At 52.4% G+C, this 22,018-nt stretch carries 13 protein-coding genes; all 13 read left to right on the top strand.

Annotated elements, in window-relative coordinates; translation table 11 throughout:
• The first annotated feature begins 12 nt into the window (after positions 1-12).
• The 13 genes from CA13_RS09975 (at position 13) to CA13_RS09910 (ending at position 21,982) form a co-directional block, all read left to right on the top strand.
• Positions 13-771: a class II aldolase/adducin family protein gene (locus CA13_RS09975; protein WP_146395980.1), complete on the top strand. Its 759-nt coding sequence runs from the start codon at positions 13-15 to the stop codon at positions 769-771.
• A complete protein-coding gene (locus CA13_RS09970) occupies positions 768-2,243 on the top strand; it encodes a rhamnulokinase (protein ID WP_146395978.1) in 1,476 nt (491 codons plus the stop codon). The genes CA13_RS09975 and CA13_RS09970 overlap by 4 nt, the downstream gene beginning before the upstream one ends.
• A 63-nt stretch (positions 2,244-2,306) precedes the next feature.
• Positions 2,307-3,599 (top strand): class II aldolase/adducin family protein, encoded by a 1,293-nt coding sequence (locus CA13_RS09965; RefSeq protein WP_146395976.1) that lies wholly within the window; start codon positions 2,307-2,309, stop codon positions 3,597-3,599.
• A gap of 138 nt (positions 3,600-3,737) precedes the next feature.
• Entirely contained in the window at positions 3,738-5,477 is a 1,740-nt protein-coding gene (locus tag CA13_RS09960) for an alpha-L-fucosidase (RefSeq protein ID WP_419195104.1), read from the top strand.
• A gap of 54 nt (positions 5,478-5,531) precedes the next feature.
• Entirely contained in the window at positions 5,532-6,944 is a 1,413-nt protein-coding gene (locus tag CA13_RS09955) for a sulfatase family protein (RefSeq protein ID WP_146395974.1), read from the top strand.
• 55 nt (positions 6,945-6,999) lie between these two features.
• Entirely contained in the window at positions 7,000-7,557 is a 558-nt protein-coding gene (locus CA13_RS09950) for a hypothetical protein (protein ID WP_146395973.1), read from the top strand.
• 29 nt (positions 7,558-7,586) lie between these two features.
• Positions 7,587-9,767, top strand: coding sequence for a sulfatase-like hydrolase/transferase (locus CA13_RS09945; protein ID WP_146395971.1), 2,181 nt, complete (start codon positions 7,587-7,589; stop codon positions 9,765-9,767).
• Positions 9,768-10,164: 397 nt separating this feature from the next.
• Positions 10,165-10,446 carry a hypothetical protein gene (locus CA13_RS09935; protein ID WP_146395969.1) on the top strand — a complete coding sequence of 94 codons (282 nt, stop codon included), beginning with the start codon at positions 10,165-10,167 and terminating at the stop codon, positions 10,444-10,446.
• A gap of 33 nt (positions 10,447-10,479) precedes the next feature.
• Positions 10,480-12,000 carry a hypothetical protein gene (locus tag CA13_RS09930; RefSeq protein WP_419194141.1) on the top strand — a complete coding sequence of 507 codons (1,521 nt, stop codon included), beginning with the start codon at positions 10,480-10,482 and terminating at the stop codon, positions 11,998-12,000.
• Between the two features lie 54 nt (positions 12,001-12,054).
• Positions 12,055-14,250: an alpha-L-fucosidase gene (locus tag CA13_RS09925; RefSeq protein WP_146395967.1), complete on the top strand. Its 2,196-nt coding sequence runs from the start codon at positions 12,055-12,057 to the stop codon at positions 14,248-14,250.
• Positions 14,247-15,266 (top strand): alpha/beta hydrolase, encoded by a 1,020-nt coding sequence (locus CA13_RS09920; protein ID WP_146395966.1) that lies wholly within the window; start codon positions 14,247-14,249, stop codon positions 15,264-15,266. Before CA13_RS09925 ends, CA13_RS09920 begins: the two co-directional genes overlap by 4 nt.
• Positions 15,267-15,547: 281 nt before the next feature.
• Positions 15,548-17,935 carry a glycoside hydrolase family 95 protein gene (locus CA13_RS09915; RefSeq protein WP_146395964.1) on the top strand — a complete coding sequence of 796 codons (2,388 nt, stop codon included), beginning with the start codon at positions 15,548-15,550 and terminating at the stop codon, positions 17,933-17,935.
• 3 nt (positions 17,936-17,938) lie between these two features.
• Positions 17,939-21,982, top strand: a complete 4,044-nt coding sequence (locus CA13_RS09910) for a glycoside hydrolase family 95 protein (protein ID WP_419194140.1) — start codon at positions 17,939-17,941, stop codon at positions 21,980-21,982.
• Positions 21,983-22,018 lie beyond the last annotated feature (36 nt).

Raw genomic sequence — 22,018 nt, 5'->3', positions numbered from 1 at the left:
TAAGGTCTATTCATGAACCAACATGATGCTCTTCATGCCATGTTAGAGTTGTCTCACTTCCTTGGAGAGGAACGCCGGCAATTGGCGATACTTGGCGAGGGTAACACTTCGGCAAAAATTGACAACGAGACTTTCTTTGTCAAAGCTAGCGGTAGCTCTTTGCAAACCCTCGGTGAAGACGACGCGGTCGTTTGCCGGTTTGAATCGCTGCTTTCGATGCTTGATCAAACCGATTTGAGCGATCAACAAATCGAAGATCAGCTTCTCGCTTGTCGCGTTGACTCGAGTGCAAAAAAACCATCCGTTGAAACACTTTTTCATGCCTATTTGTTGTCGTTGCCAGGCGTCGAATTTGTTGGGCATACGCATAGTGTGGCAGTGAACCAAATTTTGTGTTCACCGTTGGCCTCTGAGTTTGCCACCGGGCGGTTGTTCCCGGATGAAATTGTGTGTTGCGGTTGTCGTTCGGTGTTCGTCCCTTACACTGACCCTGGTTTGCAACTATCGCAGGTAATCCGTGACAAGACGGGTGCCTTTATCGATGAACTTGGTGCCGCACCGCGTGTTATCCTGCTCGAAAATCATGGTCTGATTACACTGGGAAAAACACCCGGTGCAGTCAAGGCGGCGATGTTGATGGCTCATAAAGCGGCCGAGATCTTCGTCGGAGCCGCTGCGATGGGAGGCCCTGTGTTTATGAGTGACATTGATGTCGAGCGAATTGCGAACCGTATTGACGAACACTATCGCCAACGAGCATTGAAACTATGACAAGTCGTAATTATATCGCCTGTGATCTCGGTGCGGAGAGCGGGCGCGTGATTCTGGGCACGTTAGTCGATGGCCGTGTGGTTCTAGAGGAAATTCATCGCTTTCCCAATGGAGCCTCGCGTATCCAAGGTTCACTCCGCTGGAACGTCCTTGGCATCTTCGAAGAACTCAAGGCGGGGCTGCAGAAAATCGCCGCTCGCGGTGTTTCAGTCTCTTCCCTGAGCGTCGACTCATGGGGCGTTGATTACGTGCTGTTCAACGAGCGGCAACCGATGGTGGCGCTGCCCTATCAGTATCGTGATTCGCGGACGGCGAAGCCCTATGAGATGGCACTCGAACAAGTCGGACGCGAAAAGATTTTTGCAGAGACCGGTATTCAATTCATGACGATCAATACGCTCTATCATTTGATCGCCGATGTTCAAGAAAATCCGGATGTCCTCGGAATCGCTGACCAGTTTCTTACGATCGCTGACTATCTGAACTATTTGTTCTGTGGCGTCGCGAGTGCGGAAGTGAGTTTAGCAAGCACGACTCAGATGTATAATCCGGTTGCGCGGCAATGGTCGACCGAATTGATCGAGCAATTCCACCTGCCGAAACGGCTCTTTCCTAAGCTTGTTGATTCGGGTACGCGGTTGGGGCCTTTAACGGAGGAAGTCGAGTTGAACACGGGTTTGCGGGGCGTCCAGACGATCGCCACGTGTTCTCACGACACTGGCGCCGCGGTCGCTGCGGTTCCGGCCGAACCAGGCGAGGATTGGGCTTACCTCAGTTCGGGCACTTGGTCGCTGATTGGCGTCGAACTTCCCGAGCCGCTGATTAACGAGCAGGTTTTGGAACAAAACTTCACCAACGAAGCTGGTTTCGGCGGGACGACGCGGTTTCTGAAAAACATCGTGGGTCTGTGGTTACTACAAGAGTCGCGTCGCGCGTGGTTGCGGCAGGGAGTGAAGTTGGACTACACCCAGATTAATGATTTGGCCGAAAAGTCAGAGCCGTTCCGATCGATCATTCATCCCGACGACGCCCGTTTCATGAGTCCCACGGACATGCCGTCGACGATTGCCGATTTCTGTCGTGAAACGGAGCAACCGGCACCGGAGACACCGGGCCAATTCGCCCGTTGTATCTTTGAAAGTTTGGCGCTGTTATACGCAGACAAACTCGATTCGATCCAAGAGTTAACTGGTCGGACGATTTCCAAATTGCACATCGTTGGTGGGGGCAGCCAAAGCCGTTTACTCAACCAATTCGCCGCCAATGCAACGGGGCGATCCGTGTTTGCCGGACCTGTCGAGGCCACTGCGATTGGCAACCTGTTGATTCAAGCAATTTCGATGGGAGATCTTTCGTCTTTGGCAGAGCTTCGTGCGTCGGTGCGAGATTCGTTTTCGATTGAGACTTTCAAGTCCGAAAACTCAGCGGAGTGGGGAAATGCACGGCAACGTTTTGCGGGACTGCGTATGTAAACGTTTTTGAACGCAATCTCCAAAACGATTCAATCCGAGTCTCCTAGCAGCAGCGAGAATTCCATGCCGTCACAACGATCCCTGATTCATCCTCGTGATGAGATCATGCAAACGATGGGGCGGATCTATGGCTATCGCATGACCACAACTTCCGGCGGCAATCTTTCCATACGAGATGAAGCTGGTGATATTTGGATTTCGCCCGCTCGGGTAGACAAAGGCAATCTGACTCGCCGAGACATCGTTTGCGTTAAACCGGATGGTACGGTCGATGGGCCTCATCCCCCGTCGTCTGAGTTTCCGTTCCATAAAGCGATCTATGATGTAAGGCCTGACATTCGGGCAATTGTTCATGCTCATCCGGTAGCCTTGGTCGCTTTCAGTATTTGTCAATCGAAACCCAACACTAGGTTGTTTCATCAAACCCATACGATCAGTGGTCAAGTCGGCTTTGCACCCTACGCCTGCCCCGGAAGCGAGCAATTAGGAAAGAACATTGCCGCAACATATGCCGCAGGGTGCGACAGTGTGATTCTTGAAAATCATGGTGTCGTTGTTGGTGGCGAAACCTTGGCTCGTGCGTTTGAACGGTTCGAGGCGTTTGAGTTTGCAGGCAAGACATTGATTAAGGCGAGCCAGCTTGGCAAGGTGCGGTATCTCAACGACGAACAGTTGCAACAAGCTGCCCAGCGCAGTGTTGACCTTGTCTCGGTTGATCCACCAGTCGCCACACAGAACGAACGTGAACTTCGCAGGCAACTACGCGAGTTTCTGTGCCGAGGTTGCCGACAACGATTGTTGATCAGCACCGAAGGCAGTTTTTCAGCGAGAGTGGATGGCGATTCGTTCTTGATCACTCCCACACAGCAAGACCGTGAAACCTTGACGGTTGATGATCTTGTTCTTGTCAGTCACGGTCGCCGTGAATCGGGAAAGAAGGCAAGCCGCGCCGTTCTCGCGCATCAAGCCATCTACCAGAAACACCCCGATGTGCAGGCGATCGTTTTCGCTCATCCGGTCAATGCGACTGCGTTCAGTGTCACTGACGTCCCGTTTGATACGCGAACGATTCCCGAAAGCTACGTGTTTTTGCGAGACGTCGATTGTGTTCCCTACGGAGTGCAGTACCAAAACGATGGCAAGATCGCAGACTACGTTTCGGCAGCATCGCCTGCTGCCATTTTGGAAAATGATGGAGTGTTGGTGACTGGCTCAAGCGTGCTCGATGTGTTTGATCGCCTGGAAGTGCTGGAATCAACTGCCGAAGCCGTGATCAACGCTGCTGTCATTGGCCATGTGTCGGTGATGCCCAAGGCTGTGATCGATGAGCTTCGCTCTGCGTTCAATTTGAACTAGGGTGTAGAGCCGGTGGGAGCGGGCTCACGCCGTTGTGAACCCGTTGCCTTTGCCTGCACATTTATTATTGCACGAATATTTGCCAATAGGAATCGACTAATGAAACGTCACGTCAAGATCTGCATCTGTTTCATCATCATGATTGCCTGCGCCCCATCCTTGTCCCGGGCACAGGAGTCGATGGACAAACTTTGGGGCGATGCAGTGGTCAAGTTGCGAGTAGAGGACGCCACACGTGGGCAACTGTTTAACGAAGGCAACTATGCGATGTTCATCCATTGGGGCCTGTATTCGCTGTTGGGGAATGAAGTCGATGGAAAAACCTACTACGGCATCGGCGAATGGATCATGAACAAGAATATGGCCGGTATTCCGATCGACCAATACAAACAATTGGCTGGCAAATTTAATCCCGTCAATTTCGATGCGCACGAAATCGCACGCATCGCGAAAGAGGCCGGTATGAAGTACATCGTCATTACCGCTAAGCACCATGACGGCTTTGCGATGTATCATTCCAAAGCATGTGACTTCAACATCGTCGATGCCACGCCGTGGAAAAAAGATCCGATGAAGGAACTCGCTGCTGCGTGTCGTGAAGCGGGGCTGGGGTTTGGTTTCTACTACTCACACAATCAAGACTGGACGTTTCCCGGCGGTGGCAATGGTCCAGGCAAGGACGAGGAGGGCAACCGCGCGACGTTTGATGATTACTTCGTGAAAAAGTGTCTTCCGCAGGTCAACGAGATCACGACCGAGTACGGACCGATCGAACTGGTTTGGTTCGATACGCCTGGCAAGATGCCCAAACACTACGTCGAGCAACTCGTCGAAGTCGTTCACAAAAATCAACCTCGAGCCTTGGTCTCTGGTCGTGCCGGGCATGGACTCGGTGATTATCAGACTCTCGGCGACATGGAAGTGCCGCGACACAACGTCGAAGGTATGTGGGAAAGTGTCGATACGACGAACGATTCATGGGCGTACGCTTGGTATGACGAATATTGGAAGTCACCAAAGGAAATTCTGAGCCGACTGATTGCATGCGTTGGACGAGGTGGAACTTACATGTTGAATATAGGTCCGCGCGGCGATGGATCGGTTCCCGAGCGTGCTGAAAAAACCCTGACTCAGGCAGGTGAGTGGGTGCGACGTTATCCGCAAGTCGTCTACAACACCGATGCATCGCCTTGGCAACATGTCTTGCCGTGGGGCGATGTAACACGCAAGGACAATACTCTTTTCCTTTGCGTATTTGATTGGCCGACTTCCGGCAAATTGTATCTGCCGAATCTGAAAACCCAAATCGCGTCCGCCGAATTGCTTGGAGTTGAGGAAGGCGAGTCGGTAACCTGGGAAAAAGCAGGGCAATGGATTGCGTTGAATGTACCGCCTCGCGCACCGGAAAAATTGGTCTCGGTGATTCAAGTGAACTTGGAATCCGAACCCGAAGTCGATCCTGTTTGGGCTCTTGATCCCAATATGGCGACGGAGGTGCTTGCCGAATTCGCGTCAGTCGACAATGCCGAGAAATCCGAAAAACGTTGGATGGAAAAATTCGGCGAGTGGAAAGGCGTCACCCATGTTCATGGCCTTGAAAAAGGGGGGGCCGCATCGTGGGAAATCGATGTGCTCCAGCCAGGGGATTACAATGTTGAACTCACGTATTCCGGAAATGGTCGCTTGGTCTGGGGTGTCGCGATCGAAGGTGGCCAAGCGATTCAAAATCAACAAAACTCGTCGCACAATTATCAAACGTTTCCGATCGGTTGGATAAACTTTCCGAAAGCCGGACGCTACAACATATCGGTGAAGTGTTTAGAGGGTGAAGTTGAGTCGGCAAGTCTGAAGGCGATTGAATTTACACCGATGCACTAACAAGATTTGTTGGCAAGATAAATTCCCTCAAGAACAGGTTGATGGGCATCCCTTATGAATCGCATAAACTTATTCATTGCAGCCGTGTTGTGGGCATGCCCTCATGCGATCTCCGTCGCGGCTGAAACGAGTTCGGTAAAGCCAAATGTTTTGTTCATCTTCGCTGATGATTGGGGATGGGGTGATCTTAGTTGTCACGGGCATCCATATGTAAGGACGCCCAACATCGACAAGCTCGCTCGTGAGGGAACGGATTTCCATCGGTTCACGGTCGCCAGTGGTGTTTGTTCGCCAAGTCGCACGGCGGTAATGACGGGGCATTTTCCGGCACGCTACAATATCGACGGGCACTTTGCATGGGTGCCTAGCAACGCCAAACGCAATATGCCCGATTGGCTCGATACGAGTGTGGTCACGATTCCAAGGTTGATGCAGTCGGCTGGCTATGCCACGGCTCACTTTGGAAAATGGCATTTGTCGAACGACATGATTCCCGATTCGCCGTCACCTGCTAGGTACGGCTACGACACATACGGTGCATTTAATTGTTCTGGTGAACAGATGCCAGTTCACGAGGACGCGGCCAACGCGATTAGCTTCATTGAGAAAAGTCACCAAGCGGGCCAGCCGTTCTTTATCAACTTGTGGATTCACGAACCACACACGCCATTTCACGTTATTCCGAAATATCGATGGCAATTTCGAGACAGCGGGCTTGAACAGGCTGACGAGATTTACGCGTCTGTGCTTTCACACGCGGATGATCGAATCGGGGAGGTTCTTGATGCGCTCGATCGTTTAGGTTTGACCGACAACACGCTGGTGATTTTTAGTTCGGATAATGGCCCTGCGCGTGCTGCAAAACCAACGCCTTGCGAATTGAGCTACGACACGGCAACGGGCGCTGGTTTTGGAGTCGGGGCTTCCAAGGGCGTAACCGCTGGACGCAAAGGGCACAAAGCAGCCTTGTTTGAAGGAGGCATCAACGTTCCCTTCATCGCGCGGTGGCCAGGAAAGATCGCGGCAAATGGGGTCAACAAAAAACTAATGATTTCGGCGGTCGACCTATTGCCAACGTTTTGTGATGTCGCCGGTGTGGAGCTTCCGCAGGGATACCAAGCGGATGGAGTGAGTTTGGTGGCAGAGCTTCAGGGAAAAGAGAGCTTTGGACGCGACAAACCGCTGTTTTGGAAAATGGCATCGCGTTGGCCAGCCGCGAAGACACAACCCTATCACTGGGTTTCCTACTGTGTGGTGCACCAAAATTGGAAACTTGTCGCGAACCATGACGGTAGTTATGTGGAACTTTATGACATCGTTGCGGACTCCTATGAGAAGACGGATCTAAAACAGACTCATCCGGAAGTGGTGGTACAGCTAACGAAGGAACTTTCCGAGTGGAAGTCAACGCTCCCAGCCAAACCCAACGCAAAGAATTTCTCCACATTGCGAAACAACATGAAATGATGATCAAGCGATCGTTGTGAACGCTTGAATTCAAAAGTTGCAAGAATTTGTCACCATGAATCGTCTCTTAGCTGGCCTTTACGTCACCCTGATGCTACTGCTTGCATTCGCGAATTCGGCGACAGCAAACCGGTTGGTCAGTTTGAACCGTGGCGAAGCATCGATCGATTGGCAAGCATGCCTCTCGCGGTACGGTTTGAATTGGGATCGCGTTTCCAATCGCTGGGAGGACGCTCCGTACACGGGTAACGGCAATGTCGGTTTCTTGTTTTCCCAAGCTAAAGGAACGGCCGGCAATGCTATTTCGATTTACGCAGGACGGCATGACTACTACGATCATCGACTGCCTGATGACGGCAAAGAGAGGTTGTGGATCTATCGCAGCCGATTTTCCCGTGGCCATTTTGATTTGACCTCACAAGGCGAGATCAAGGCCGTGGGCTTGCGACTGAGTCTTGGGAACGCGGATCTAACCAGTGCGATCACAACGTCCGTCGGCTCACATTCGAAATCGCTTAACTTCGTGCCATTCAAGACCATTGCCTGTTCGGTCTCAATGGCAAGACCGCTCGTCTGGCAATCCACAAACATGATCAGGGGAAGTGAGCAGTAATGAACACTTTTGTTAGCGCAAGAAAAACCATGAGTCGATCGATCGTGTTCTGCAGCTTTGCCGTATTGGTTGCTCTGGTCGCGACTTCGACCACGCACGCCGAGCGTCCTGACAAGCCAAACATCGTTCATATCTTAACGGATGACCTTGGATGGCAAGATTTGAAGTGCTACGACATTGACGCCCCCTCGCCGATGGATACGCCCAACCTTGATGCGTTTTCAAAACGCGGCGTCATGTTTTGGCAGGCTTATTCGCCAGCGCCGACCTGTGCGCCCTCGCGATGCGCCATCATGAGCGGAAACCATCCCGCACGTGCCCAGAAAACGCATGTGGTTGGTGGCGCTCCGCCCCATGCGAGAAATCCCAACGCCCGAATGATGGACCCGTGGTACAGCGGTCGCATGCCTGCCGGCGAAATGACGTTGCCTAAAGCACTTAAGACCAATGGATATGTCACCGGGCACGTCGGCAAATGGCACATGGCAATTGATCATCATGCTTTTCCCCAACCCGAAGATCAAGGGTTTGACTTCACCCGTTCCAATCGCGGAGCGCACGCCGGAACCAAGGATCGTCTCGCTGAATTCGCGACCAATGCAGTAGATGATCCTTATCGGCTGGATGAAAACGGTTTTCCCTATCATCAAAACAGCGAAGACGCCCTTGAGTTTTTGAGTGAGCACAAAGACCAGCCCTTCTATCTTTACTACGCCACTTGGCTTGTTCATGCCCCCATTCACACACGTTCCAAAGCACTGCTGGACAAATACGTCGAGAGGTTAGGCGTCGATCCACGAAAGACAGTCTCCAAGGAGACTGCTGGCCAATTAAACCCGTTCTATTGTGCGATGGTTGAGATGCTTGACTATTACGTGGGTCAAGTTTTCAAATACCTCGATGAAACAGAAGACCCTCGTTGGCCTGGACACAACCTGAGCGAGAACACGTACATCATCTTTACGTCGGACAACGGCGGGATGGAAGGCGGTCCGTCGGAACGCTACACGGATAACCATCCCTTGGATCGCGGAAAGATCTCTGCCAAGGAAGGTGGCACACGCGTGCCGTTGTTCATCGCTGGCCCTGGAATTCAGAAGGGCGTACAGACGAACGTTGTTGTCAACGGGCTGGACTTCTATCCGACGATCCTTTCGCTGACGGGAACGGCGATCCCCAGAGGCAAACATCTCGACGGATGCGACCTATCCGACTTGTTGCTCAGCGACCCAACGAATCCAGCTTTGGTAAAAAAGGTCGATGGTGGGGTGCGGGATACGATGGTCTGGCATTTTCCGCATGGTGTTGCTTTAGAAAGTACGATCCGGATCGGCGACTACAAACTGATTCGCAACTATGACCATGTGATGAATGCGGAGACGCCTGAACTTGAACTATTTCAGCTTTATCAGTCCGTTGGAGACACGCAGACGCGAGTCGACATCGAAGAGGCCATCAACCTTGCCGATTCCAAGCCGGAATTGACAGTATCGATGAATCAGAAACTGACAGAAATCTTGACGGAGATGAAGGCGAGCTATCCGTACTACAACCCGGACTGCGTTAGCGAACTTCCCGGCCATGAAAACGTCTGCACTGTTCTGTCCCACACGAAGAATGGCAACCTTGTCGAGTTTGCATACCAAGAAAATGGAGCCAAAGTTCAGGTCGCCGACTTGATCTATACACTCAACGGTGGCGAGCGTTACGAGGAGTGGTATCGAACTCCGGTGGACCTCCAAGCTGGCATGAAGGCTGTCGTCGAACTTCCCGCAGGCACCACGCATTACATCCTCAATCTGATCGACGAAAACGATTTCTTGCAGAGTTTCCCAGAGATCGGGCGATCGAAAGCTGGATTTGCGGCGTCCGCAATTTCAGTACAAGGCGGCCTCGTCAATCGGGCAGTCGTAAACAAGTCTGCGACCCCATCCCCATCGTTAAAGGACAAGGATGCCAATCAGGATGGGGAAATCTCGGCTGATGAGTACATCGCGCATTTTGTCGGGGGCTTTGATCGTAAAGACAAAAACAAGGATGGAGTGTTATCGCCAGGGGAACACTCTCACCCATCTTTCGGCCGAGCGGATCAGAACCAAGATGAACAACTCACGCGCGAAGAGTTTACGACCATCTTTTCGCGTCAATTTGAGCTCCTTGATAAGGATAAGAACGGTTTTATTTCGGCCAATGAGATGGAACGCAAATGATCCTTCAGGCGGTCGGGCGGCATCTCCATCCGATCGCGATGACGTAACGTGTCGTGAGACGACCAAGACAATGAAAGAAGTATCAGTCACATGAAGAATGTTTCAACGGCGATCCTCCTGATTTCCATGATCGCAATTAGTCCTCTGCGGGCGACGTCGGCACAGATCGAATCCGGAACGCCCAACGTTATCTTCATCAAAACGGATGATCAGCGGCAAGATTCGCGGAATATGACCGGGCACCCCGTGACGAAAACGTCCCCTATCGATCGACTCGCCAAAGAGAGAGTGTTTTTCGAAAGCGCATTGATTACCAGTCCCATTTTCAGGCCCAGTCGTGGCAATTGCTTCACCGGTCAATGTCCTGGACCGCATCGATGAATAATTGAGTTAGACGATGAGAATACAAATAAGTGTCTATTGCATTCGGTTGGGTTTGCTGTCCAGTTTGGTTTCGGCTCAGAAATTAAATCCGGCATGGGAATCATTGGCGGTGAACTATCAGGGTCCCGAAGGCATCGTGGGTGCCGTTAAACAGTCCTCCAAGGAGAGACGCTACGGCCTCGAAGTCTTTGTCAATCGTGTCCGACGCATCTTTAGTCACCGAGGCTGGTCAGATACCGTGGCGGAGAAGTTTGTAGGAGTTGATTCCACTTCGGTAGGTAAATCGAGTCTTTAGTGTATGAAACGTAAGGAACCAATGAGACGCAATATGAAACGAATGCAAATTTCAACGGTCGTATTTTTGTTCGCAACCATCTGTGCATTGCCCGTTGCCGTAGGCAGTGAGTCTTGGGTCGTCGACACACAAGATGAGTGGCAGCAGGGCATCGCGGAAACAACAAACGTCGAGGTGAAAGACGGCGTGGTTAGCCCGACGGGTGAGAAAGCGACACTGCAAAGCACGGTAAGAAGATTCGAGAAGAAGCAGTCGGCTCAGTCGATCGTTTTTGAACAATCGTCGCTTTGGCAGAACTGGCGGCCGATCGCGAATCTTGGTCCTTCGAACTTGGCCGACGCACCGGTGCTTTTGAGTTTGGGTCCGGCCAACTATTGGATGTTTGGGCGCTACAGTGCCGCCAAACGTCGAGGCGCGAATGCAAAAACACAGCCTAAGTTTCAGGCACAGACTGCCACACTGGACGGGTTTGATATTCCTTTGAAAACGACCCCGTTTGCCAATCAGTTCGATGCTCCTGGTGGGCTAAAACCTCGCTTGGGTGGATACCATGCTTGGCAAAGCCGGGACATGGTCAACTGGGTTCATCACGGTCCTGTGACCGAGAACTTTTCACGCTGGGTTACCAGCGCCGAGCATATCGACGGCAAGACACTGATCTACTATGACTTTCCCAACGATCAGGATCCACACGTCTACGTTGATGAAGATCTGACGGACGGCCTGCCCGGAGAAAACAAGGGCAAGGCAGTCGATGATCCGTCCCACGGTTCCGATGCTGGATTTATTCGTGATCTCGACGGTAACGTTCATGTGATTTTTGAAAACTGGGATCCGATTGATGCGAGCAAGCGATCGTGGGATTCTCCGTTAGCCGGGCATGCGGTGAGTCCGAATGGAGTCGATGGATTCATAATTCAGTCTCCTGCCGTTGACAATCGAACTAAGCCGACCGGCGAAATCAGGACTTACAAGCATCCCCACTGGGTCAAAGAGGATCCTAAGAATTACAAAACGAGTATCGCTGAATACGAAGTTCACACGCCTGAACAGGAGGCGTACGGTGATTGGGCATCGATTTGTATTGGTGGTCGCTACTACTTGTTCGGCGATTACGATCCGGTTGGCGGTCATAGCATGAGCGCATGTTGGTTTACCTCTCCAAGCATCGACCAGCCCTTCACGTTTTGCGACCACATTGGCAAAGGTCACCCTGATCCCGACGTTTGTTTCGCCGAAGGGAAGTTTTACTTGGCGACGCAGATGAAGACGGATTATGTGAGCGATGGGCCTTGGGTTGAGTCGGTCGAAACCCGAGTCGGGGTCGACACCACTGGCGATGGCAACGTCGATGTTTGGAGTGATTGGATGGAGGTCAGGGAGGCGTACGACTACACACCCGGTTTCTCAAAGCAGGTGGCGAAGGAACCTGCCTCGGTCGACCTGTCCGAATTGCCTGAAGGCTTTGGTTTTCAGTTCGAAGTCCGCCTCACCGACACAACCGAGAACAAGTCAAAACCGATGCTTGATAAGATTTCGATTTCATTCCGGTAGCTCATTCCGGTAGCTCGTGATTGTGTCTATCCCACATGGAGAATTAAGTAAACGATGAAAGCTCGATACACGGTTTTTTTGCTTACAAGCTGTCTAGTGTCTTATTGGGCCGTCCATGCTTCCGCTCAAGAAAACAATCGCGTTTATGACGGCAGTTGGGAATCGCTACAAGAGATGCCGGTGCCCGCCTGGTTTGATGATGGCAAGATTGGCATCTTCATTCATTGGGGACCGTACAGTGCGATTGGTTATCGCAAAGGTGGCCGAGGGTATGCGGAGCATGTGCCGAAGATTTTCTACGAAGATCCTTCGCACCATTACCCCTATATGAAACAACGCTGGGGGGCGACTCCGCCAGAGTTCGGATACAAGGATATCATTCCTGAGTTCAAGGCAGAGAACTGGGATCCCGATCAGTGGGCCAAGTTGTTCGCGGAAGTCGGCGCCAAATACGTCGTGCTAACGGCGGAACATCACGATGGCTGGGCTAACTGGGACTCCGATCTGACGCCGTGGAACGCGGTCGACAAGGGACCTCATCGTGACTTGGTTGGAGACCTTGGAGCGGCGGTTCGCAAACAAGGGCTTAAGTACGCTCCTTCTTATCACCGAGAACGGCACACTGGTTTTTTCGCCACCGAGAAGTACGCGGTTCACAGCGAGCCGCGCGCGGACATAGCGAAAGAGATCAAGCGGGTTCCCGAGGCCGCGATGCTTTACGGACCTGAGTTCAGCTATAGCAAAGCGTTTGTGGATGACTATGTCGCGCGATGGAAAGAGATCCAATCCAAATACCATCCCGATTTCTTGTGGGTTGATGACTTTCCCATTTACACACGCGATGGCAATCAAGTCCGCAACGGAACGATGAGGCCGGAGATCAAATACATGGACGATCAGGTTCGTGGCATGATCACGGACTTTATGAATGACGCCGCGGCTCGCGGCCAGGAAGTGTACTGCAACAACAAAGGATCCAATCGCAATTGGCCTGATGGTGTGGGTTGTCTAGAGAAAGACAATCTGAAACTTAGCGTGATCGGCCCAAAGTGGCAGAGTTGCACCACTTTTGGAACCTCTTTTGGCTATTTAGAGGGCGATCAGTACAAGAGCATTGAAGGTGTTATCCACGAGATGATTGAAGTGGTCAGTCGCAATGGAAACTTTCTTGTCAACATTGGCCCGATGGCAGACGGCACCATTCCCGCTCCGCAGGTCGATCGTCTGAATGCGATGGGCAGGTGGTTAAAGATCAACGGTCAAGCGATCTACGGTACGCGTTATTGGAAGGTAAGCGATCAGGAGAACGAACACCTCGCCTTCACGACGAACGGCAACAGGCTGTACGCCATCAAACTTGCAAAGCCAACTTCGCCGTTCACCATTTCTGACACAGCGGGCTGGCAAAAAGGTCAAGTGAAAACGGTTCGCTTGCTTGGATCCAGTGCGGATGTCGATTGGGAATTGAACACACAGGGTCTGCAAATCACTCCTCCGTCAGACCTCGGACAAAGCCTTTATGCATGGGCTTTCGAGATCGTCACGGATAAGAAGCAGCACACGCCCAATGTGATCCAGTACGATGCTTCCAAGGCCTTGCAAGGTACGAGGAAGGTCGATCTGGAAGGGCACCAGGCGACGCAAGGTTTGGCTCCGCCGAGAAGCGGGCATCAGGCTGTAAAACCTTTCGTCTTACCGGGGGCGAGGTTGGTGGTCGAAACGGCGTCTAGTGATGACGGCTTTCAAAAACTGTTGCCGGGGGCTTCTTCCAACGTGAAAGTTAGCGCGAATCAAAAAACCAGCAACGATCCGTTGGCATCGCTGACCGACGGAAAACTTGCTGCAGGGTTTGGGCCAGTGTTTTCCAACGGAATCCGAAACGGAGCCTATAAAATGGACTTGGGTTCGCTGCAGCCCGTTGCGGCCATCACTAGTTGGTCGTTCAACCAGAAAGGATTTCGTGGAGCTCAAAAACTGGTCCTATACGGCAGCAGTGCGGGGACCGATCCAGGGTGGGATTTGACTCGGTTTACGCCGCTGGGCACGATCGATACGTCGGGCGAAGCTGAAGCCGATTTTACTGCGGCGTCACTGCGCGCCTCAGACGGAAAGACGCTTGGAAAGTTTCGCTGGATTGTGTGGGCCGTTTCACCGGTCACCGAAACGGGCGGCGGTGAAAACACCGCTTTTCAGGAGTTTTCTGTAGAGATATCCAAAATGCGTTCTTTAAAGACAGGCGAAACAAAATGAATAGTCGATTCATCGTGACCATGGTGTTATTGTGTTGTTGCGGGTACCGAGTCCAAGCAGCAGACAACACGCATGCTGAAGCGGCCACTGCCAAAGCAGAACGCAGGCAGGCTGTTGCCGCCAAACGCGTCAGCACGCCCAAATACCTGGAGACGGGTGGTGAGCGCAAGCTCGACGTCCTTTACAAGAAAACGCCCAAGCGTGATTTACACCTGGATCTTTACTATCCGACGGGCAATCAAACCGACAAGCCCCCGGTGGTCGTCTATACGCACGGCGGAGGTTGGTCGGCCGGGAGTCGATTTGGCGCGGCACGCGGTTCGTTTGCGGACGTGTTCAGCCAACTGGTTGGGAAAGGATTTTGCGTCGCGTCAGTCGACTACCGGCTTTGCAACAAGGGCGGCCGGGTCACCATGCGTGATTGCGTGATCGACTGCAAAGACGCGGTTCGCTACTTAGCGCATAACAGCGAATCCCTTGGCATCGATCCGATGCGTGTGTATGCCATGGGAGACTCTGCAGGCGGGCAAATCGCACAGATGATAGCTCTTTCAACGCCCGAGAGTTTGTCGGGCGATCCGGCGCTGGCTGCTGCTTTTTACAGAATCGTTGCGGGAGTCTCGTGGTACGGACCGTGTGATTTTGAAAAGCTAGACCTATTCAATCACGATGACCGGCCCGATTTTAATGATCGCTTTAGTGCGCGGATTTTGGGAGCGGATTCGCCGCCCGAGAACAAGCTCAAACGCTACCGCGAAATGAGCCCCATCAACTATTTGACGAAACAGAGTCCACCATTGCTGATGATTCAAGGCGATAAGGATACCACCATACCTGTCAAGCATGCCTACCACATGCAGGAGAAAGCAAAGGCAATCGAAGCGCCGGTCGAAATCATGATCATCAACAATGCCGGACACAATTGGAGAAGGGTGGACGCAGATATCGAGCCTTCTCGTCAGGCAATTGTTGAGCGAACGGTAAAGTTCTTTGTGGATCATTGGAATGGAAGCTGAGTGAAACGTGTCAATAGCGAAATTCGCCAAGTCTCACTTGGCCTTCACTGATAAACCTGTCCACTTGAACGGGAACAAAATCCAAATGCTCGAGCGAGTTTCAACCGGACTCTTGATATTGGTCTTTTGAAGAAGCATTTTCACTTTCTACGAACCGACCGAGCGTCATTGTAATTCCACCAACCATTTATGGCCGGCACTGCAACCAATCAATAGACAGCTAACAAAAAGTACTTCTAAACACACAAGATCGAAGGCAACGTTCGCAGATGAAGACACTAATGATGCGACATCGATATCTTTTCCCCGTCATTGCACTGCTTGTCACAAACAGCTTGCAGGCCAAGACGCCTCCGCCGGACGAATCGAAAAATCCGAGTGCGGATTTTGAATATACGCTTGAGGCTCCGCCACCTACGGAACCTTTGACACTTTGGTATCGCAAACCTGCGACCCGATGGGAGACCGAAGCTTTGCCTGTGGGCAACGGACGGTTAGCTGCGATGGTTTTTGGCGGCATCGATCACGAGCGGATTCAGCTGAACGAAGAGACCGTCTGGGATGGTGCTCCTAGCGACACCAACAATCCAGAGGCACTGGCCGCGTTGCCGCAGGTGCAACGTCTTCTGTTTGAAGGCAAGAATGACGAAGCGACTCGGTTGGCCAAGCAGAAGATGATGGGCAACCCCTACCGGATCAAATCGTATCAGACTCTTGGTGACCTCTTTTTAGATTTCTCGGCGACCGAGACTGTTGCCAGCTACCGACGTGACTTGGATTTGACCACGGCCATCTCCCGTGTCCAGTATCGCATCGAGGACGTGGATTACACTCGCGAGGTCTTTGTCAGCTCGCCGGACCAAGCCATCGTGATTCACCTAGCAGCCGACCAACCAGGCCAACTCAACTTCACCGCGAACTTACAGCGTGATGACGCGACGACAAGCTTGGGGTCACGCAATCGCCTGATCCTGCGCGGCCGACTTGGCGTCAAATACGAAGCCCAGTTGCTGCCAATCGTCAGTGGCGGCACGGTCGCTACCCAGGACGGAAAACTGGTTGTCTCTAAGGCAGATGAAGTCACACTGATTTTGGTCGGAGCGACCAGCTACAACGATGCCAACGACATTTCAGGCGACGCCACCGCCCGGTGCGAGAAACCACTATGGGCGGCGGCAACCAAGTCTTATCAAGAATTGCGCGCCGCCCATATTGCCGATTATCAGTCATACTTTAATCGCGTCGGGCTCGACCTTGGCACCACCGATGCGGTTCAAATGCCTACTGACGAACGTTTGCGAGCGGTGAAGTCGGGTGCTCATGATCCCCAGTTGGAAACGCTTTATTTTCAATTTGGACGCTACTTGTTGATCAGCAGTTCGCGTCCTGGAACGCTTCCCGCGAATCTTCAAGGCAAGTGGTGCCAGCACTACAACGCGCCTTGGAACAGTGACTATCACACCAACATTAACATGCAGATGAATTACTGGCCCGCCCAGACCTGCAATCTCTCTGAATGTCACCTGCCTTATCTTGACTACATGGAGAGCTTGGTCCCGTTTGGCGAAAGAACTGCGAAGGTTCACTATGGTGCCCGGGGCTGGGTCGTGCATCACTTGTCGGATATCTATGGCTTTACCACACCGGCCGACGGTGTTCACGGCGTTTGGCCCGTCGGTGCCGCCTGGGTAGTGCGTGATCTGATGGAATATTACTGGTTTAGCGGGGATCGCGAATTTTTGGCTCAACGTGCCTATCCCACCATGAAGGGTGCGGCCCGCTTTATCTTGGATTTTCTCGTGGAGGCTCCGGAGGGAACTCCCGCGGTGGGCAAGCTTGTCACGAATCCGTCACACTCGCCTGAGAATACCTTTGTCAAGGCCGATGGAACTCAATCGGTGTTTACCTATGCGGCCACCATGGACTTGCAGATCATTCATGACCTGTTCACGAATGTGCTCGAAGCGAATAAGACGCTAGCACCCGATGGAAGTCTTGACCAAGCGTTTCGACGGGAGATTGAGGATGCGTTACAAAGACTTCAGCCCATGCAGATTAGTCCCAAGACGGGACGTCTGCAGGAGTGGGTGGAAGACTATAACGAGAAGGATCCGAAGCATCGCCACACGTCGCATCTGTTTGGGTTGCATCCAGGGCAACAGATCACTGCCAATGGAACGCCGGAGCTTTTTGCGGCTGCAAGAAAATCTCTGGAAGCGCGCGGAGACGGAGGCACCGGCTGGAGCATGGCGTGGAAAGTCAACTTCTGGGCGCGTTTTCACGATGGAGATCACGCTCATTTGTTGCTGACCAACCTGTTGAAAAAGGGAACGCTACCCAACCTGTTTGACACGCACCCTCCTTTTCAAATCGATGGCAACTTTGGCGGCACGGCCGCGATCGCAGAGATGCTGCTGCAAAGTCACGACGGTGAAGTTCATCTGTTGCCCGCTTTACCGAAGGTATGGTCGACCGGTTCGGTACGCGGCTTGCGCGCGCGGGGGGGCTTTGAGGTAGATATCGATTGGAAAGACCGTCAGTTAACTCAGGCAACGATCCGGTCGTTCAATGGCAACCCGCTAAAGGTACGTTACGAGAACAAGACCATGAAGAAGACGCTTGCCGAAGGTGAAAGCGTCGTTTGGCGCGGAGAAGAGGGAGAGATCTAAGCGATGACACCATCGAAAATCGCTTGTCATTCTTTGGCATCGTTCAGCCTGGGCATGTTGCTTCTGTTTGGTGACGCCCTGAATCTTCGCGCGGCCATGCCGGATGACTCACCAAACGGACTGAGACTTTGGTATACGCAACCTGCTGAGAAATGGACTGAAGCACTACCGATCGGCAACGGACGCCTTGGAGCGATGGTTTATGGTGGAGTTGATCAGGAGCGTTTGCAGTTAAACGAAGACACTCTCTGGAGCGGTGGTCCCCACAGCTATGACAACTCGGAAGCTTACGGGCACCTCGCCACCGTTCGAGGGTTACTTGAAACAGGCGAGTATGCCAAGGCAGAGGAAACTGCCCAGAAAATGCTGGGGAAACATAAGTACCAGCAAGCTTACATGCCGTTTGGCTATTTGATTCTTGATTTTCCAAAAAGTGAAGAGCCAAGTGACTATCGCCGTGAACTCAATTTGCAGAACGCGGTTAGTACAGTCAGCTATCGAGTGGATAACGCGTGCTTTGCTCGTAAGGTCTTTGCGTCCCATCCGGATCAATGCATCGTGATGCAACTTGGGTGTGATACTCGTAAGCAAATCTCCTTTGACCTGTCGTTAACGAGCCCGCAAGAGTTCAAAAGTCAAGCGAATGCTGACAATACATTGCTCATGACGGGCTACGTCGCGCCTCGCGCAGATGGTCGAGCGAATGGAGCCAGGGGATTGATTGCGCCCTGGGAAAAGGACGGGCTTCGATTTGCAGCGCAAGTCAAGGTCATTGCGGAGGGCGGAACGGTGGTTGCCCATGGCGACAAGATCTCCGTGAAAAATGCCGACGTCGTTACTCTTGTCTACGTGGCCGCAACCAGTTTTGTCGACTATCAGGATGTTAGCGGAGATCCCGTCAAGAAAGTTGCTGACTATGCAAGTCGAGTTCGTGGCAAATCGTTCGAACAGCTTCTTCAACGACATGTTGATGACTACTCATCACTCTTTGGTCGCGTAGCCATTGACCTTGGTGGCGATAAGACAGAGTCTTTGCCGACGGACGAACGAATCAGGAGAGTTAGGGAAGGCGGCGTTGATCCACTTCTGGATGCACAAGTATTTCAGTTTGGCCGCTACTTGATGATTTCCGGCTCACGTCCTGGTACTCAGCCTTTGAACCTGCAAGGTATTTGGAATGACGAACTCGATCCGTCTTGGGGAAGCAAGTACACGATCAACATCAACATCCAGATGAACTACTGGGTGGCGGAGGTCTGCAATCTCAGCGAATGTCATGAGCCTCTGCTTCGCATGGTCGATGAGTTGCAGAAGCCAGGAAGGAATACGGCAAAGGTTCACTACCGAGCCGGTGGCTGGGTCGCCCATCACAACACTGATCTTTGGCGTGGTACGGCGCCCGTTGACGGCGCACAGTGGGGCATGTGGCCGATGGGAGGCGCGTGGCTCTGCAAACATCTTTGGGAACACTATCTCTTTACCGGCGATGCCGAACACCTCAAAAAGTCTTATCCGATTCTTAAGGGTGCAGTCGAATTTTTCTTAGATACCTTGGTGGAAAACGAAGACGGTTTCCTCATCACCTCGCCGTCGATTTCACCGGAGCACAGCCACGGCGGTGGAACTAAAGATGGGCTCAGTGTCGGTCGCTCTGGGGTTTCGCTTTGCGCTGGCCCCACGATTGATATGCAGCTTCTTCGAGACCTCTTTTCCAGTTGCATTGCGGCTTCCGAGATTTTGGATCTCGATCAGGAATTTCGTTCCAAGGTACAACAGATACGGTCGCGTCTTCAGCCGATGAAAATTGGTCGGCATGGGCAGCTACAGGAGTGGATGGTGGATTGGGACAATCCCGAGGATCAGCATAGCCACGTCTCGCATCTGTATGGACTGTATCCAAGCAGTCAAATCAATCGACGCGACACTCCCGAACTGTTTAAGGCCGCGCAAACGTCACTGATTCAACGCGGAGACACCGGCGGATGGCCCGGCGCGTGGAGGGTCTGTTTGTGGGCACGTCTAGGCGATGGGAATCGTGCTCACAACGTCCTCAGCAATCATGTCATGCCCAGGTTTGCCGAGAACCTGTTCAATAAAGGCAGTGTTTACCAGATCGACGCTAACTTTGGCGCAACGGCTGGTATCGCCGAGATGCTCCTGCAAAGTCATGGCGGTGAAATTCATTTGCTACCGGCACTTCCGGAGGCTTGGCCGACCGGGAGCGTGCAAGGCCTGCGGGCTCGTGGCGGATTTGAGGTCGACATCGATTGGAAAGATGGCCGTTTGATTCAGGCAAAGATTCGCTCGCTAGGTGGGAGCTTGGTTAAGGTCGGTTACGGTGGAGAAACGCGTGAGATCTCGCTCGGTAAAGGCGAAACCTACGCTTGGAATCAGAGTACTGGATCTGTCGATTCGGACTCCAAACTCAACGTGCAGCACAGCGAGAATTCGGATCAACCACAGGATGTGCAGCATGTTCGACCTTCTGCTGTTTCAAGGTTGTGGAACCCCAATGACAGTTCTGCGTTTGAAGTGGGCACACAGCTCCGCGCCTGGACCATCCAGGACGAAGGGATGGACTATGTACTCGAAAACATGCAATCCATGTGCGGTGTCAATAACGTCTACATGGTGGTCGTCATGCATGAAGAACACCGTCCCTTTCAGGCCCCCGAGTTTCCGCATAATCCTGCCAGAGACTCATGGCAGGCCGAAGATTCACGGGTGACTTTCTTTCCCGACATGGATCGCTATGGAACAGTCAAACCGCTGTTGTCTGATGTTGAATGGATCCGAAAAACCGATTGGCTCAGGCTGCTGGTGGATGCCTGTCGGAGTCGCGGACTTGCTGTCGGCGCAGAGGTTTCGCATTTCCCCATTCCGAAATCGATCATCGAGGACCATCCCGATTGGCAACAACGGAAAATCGATGGCAGCAGTTGGAGCCGTAGCCGCTTTTGTCCCAATAACCCAGAAGTCCGAGAGTACGTCATAGCCTTGTTCGGAGATTTGGCAGCCAATTACGATCTAGACTACATCCAAACCTGCCAACACTTATTCGATCGAAACAATGCCATTGAAATGGGGGGAACGTGTTTTTGCCGCCACTGCATTGCTGAAGCCAAGAAGATCGGTTTCGATCTTGAGGCTGCCATTCCCACGCTGCAATCCAATCCGGATAGTCAACCAGAGAAACACAATTGGCTGAAATTGAGACGACACTCCACCACTGAATTTTATCGACTGATCTCGGAGGAAATAAAACAGGAGCGGCTGAATCCGAGGTGTCATCTGCGTTACAACGACACCTATCCTTACCGAGGCTGGGTCCTTGAGGATGTTGGCATGCATTTGGATGAGGTGGCGCCGTATTTGGGATCTCTTGTCAATCAAGATCATCAAGAGCAGAAGGGCGATCCGAACGAGACCTTTTCGCGACGCATGGCATGGCTGGAAAAGAACCGACGCTTGATCGGCCCGGACATGCCTTTGGTGACCGGCATTGCCGCTCGGATGAAGGCCACGCCGGAACTGGTAAAAGCCGGGATTAAAGTCGCCATCGAACATCCCGCCCGGGTAAACGGACTTGCTCTGAAGCATTATGACGGAGCGTCCTTTGGCCTGATGCGGGCCTTTAAGCAGGGAATGATCGAAGCCGGTGTACAGGGACTCTCGCCGATCATTGGAAAAGAGGTCGAAGAGATGCAGCTCGACAACTTTCGGCGATTCGATGACTTCGTGGAAGAGTGGGGTGCCGAGACCATGGGCAAAGGTTCAGCGTCCTACCGGTTTGATAACGTCTCGGGCAACTATGATATTCGTATCACCTATTTCGATGAAGAACACGGGCAGAGCGACGTGCGACTTTTTGTCGGCGATGAAGAAGTTATCCGGTTCAAGTTGGATGAGGATGTCGATTGTTGGCGTTGGCGACGTTTTGAAAAGATTCGAGTAAACACCGGTGACGAAGTTATACTGGTCGCAGAATCCGACCAGCAAGAACGCGTTCGGCTCGATTTCGTTGAATTCATTCCTGCGAAGCAATAACGACAATAAAAGTAAGACGATTGATGTTTCCAACTG

Origin of the sequence: Novipirellula herctigrandis, from assembly GCA_007859835.1 — a bacterium.
GTDB lineage: Bacteria > Planctomycetota > Planctomycetia > Pirellulales > Pirellulaceae > Novipirellula_A > Novipirellula_A herctigrandis.
This window is presented reverse-complemented; position numbering and strand designations above follow the sequence as displayed.

Bases quoted from the DNA above. Each gene is read 5' to 3' on its own strand.
- CA13_RS09970 (WP_146395978.1), top strand. From the start codon at position 768: ATGACAAGTCGTAATTATATCGCCTGTGATCTCGGTGCGGAGAGCGGG.
- CA13_RS09945 (WP_146395971.1), top strand. From the start codon at position 7,587: ATGAGTCGATCGATCGTGTTCTGCAGCTTTGCCGTATTGGTTGCTCTG.
- CA13_RS09955 (WP_146395974.1), top strand. From the start codon at position 5,532: ATGAATCGCATAAACTTATTCATTGCAGCCGTGTTGTGGGCATGCCCT.
- CA13_RS09975 (WP_146395980.1), top strand. From the start codon at position 13: ATGAACCAACATGATGCTCTTCATGCCATGTTAGAGTTGTCTCACTTC.
- CA13_RS09950 (WP_146395973.1), top strand. From the start codon at position 7,000: ATGAATCGTCTCTTAGCTGGCCTTTACGTCACCCTGATGCTACTGCTT.
- CA13_RS09965 (WP_146395976.1), top strand. From the start codon at position 2,307: ATGCCGTCACAACGATCCCTGATTCATCCTCGTGATGAGATCATGCAA.
- CA13_RS09935 (WP_146395969.1), top strand. From the start codon at position 10,165: ATGAGAATACAAATAAGTGTCTATTGCATTCGGTTGGGTTTGCTGTCC.
- CA13_RS09915 (WP_146395964.1), top strand. From the start codon at position 15,548: ATGATGCGACATCGATATCTTTTCCCCGTCATTGCACTGCTTGTCACA.
- CA13_RS09960 (WP_419195104.1), top strand. From the start codon at position 3,738: ATGATTGCCTGCGCCCCATCCTTGTCCCGGGCACAGGAGTCGATGGAC.
- CA13_RS09910 (WP_419194140.1), top strand. From the start codon at position 17,939: ATGACACCATCGAAAATCGCTTGTCATTCTTTGGCATCGTTCAGCCTG.
- CA13_RS09920 (WP_146395966.1), top strand. From the start codon at position 14,247: ATGAATAGTCGATTCATCGTGACCATGGTGTTATTGTGTTGTTGCGGG.
- CA13_RS09925 (WP_146395967.1), top strand. From the start codon at position 12,055: ATGAAAGCTCGATACACGGTTTTTTTGCTTACAAGCTGTCTAGTGTCT.
- CA13_RS09930 (WP_419194141.1), top strand. From the start codon at position 10,480: ATGAAACGAATGCAAATTTCAACGGTCGTATTTTTGTTCGCAACCATC.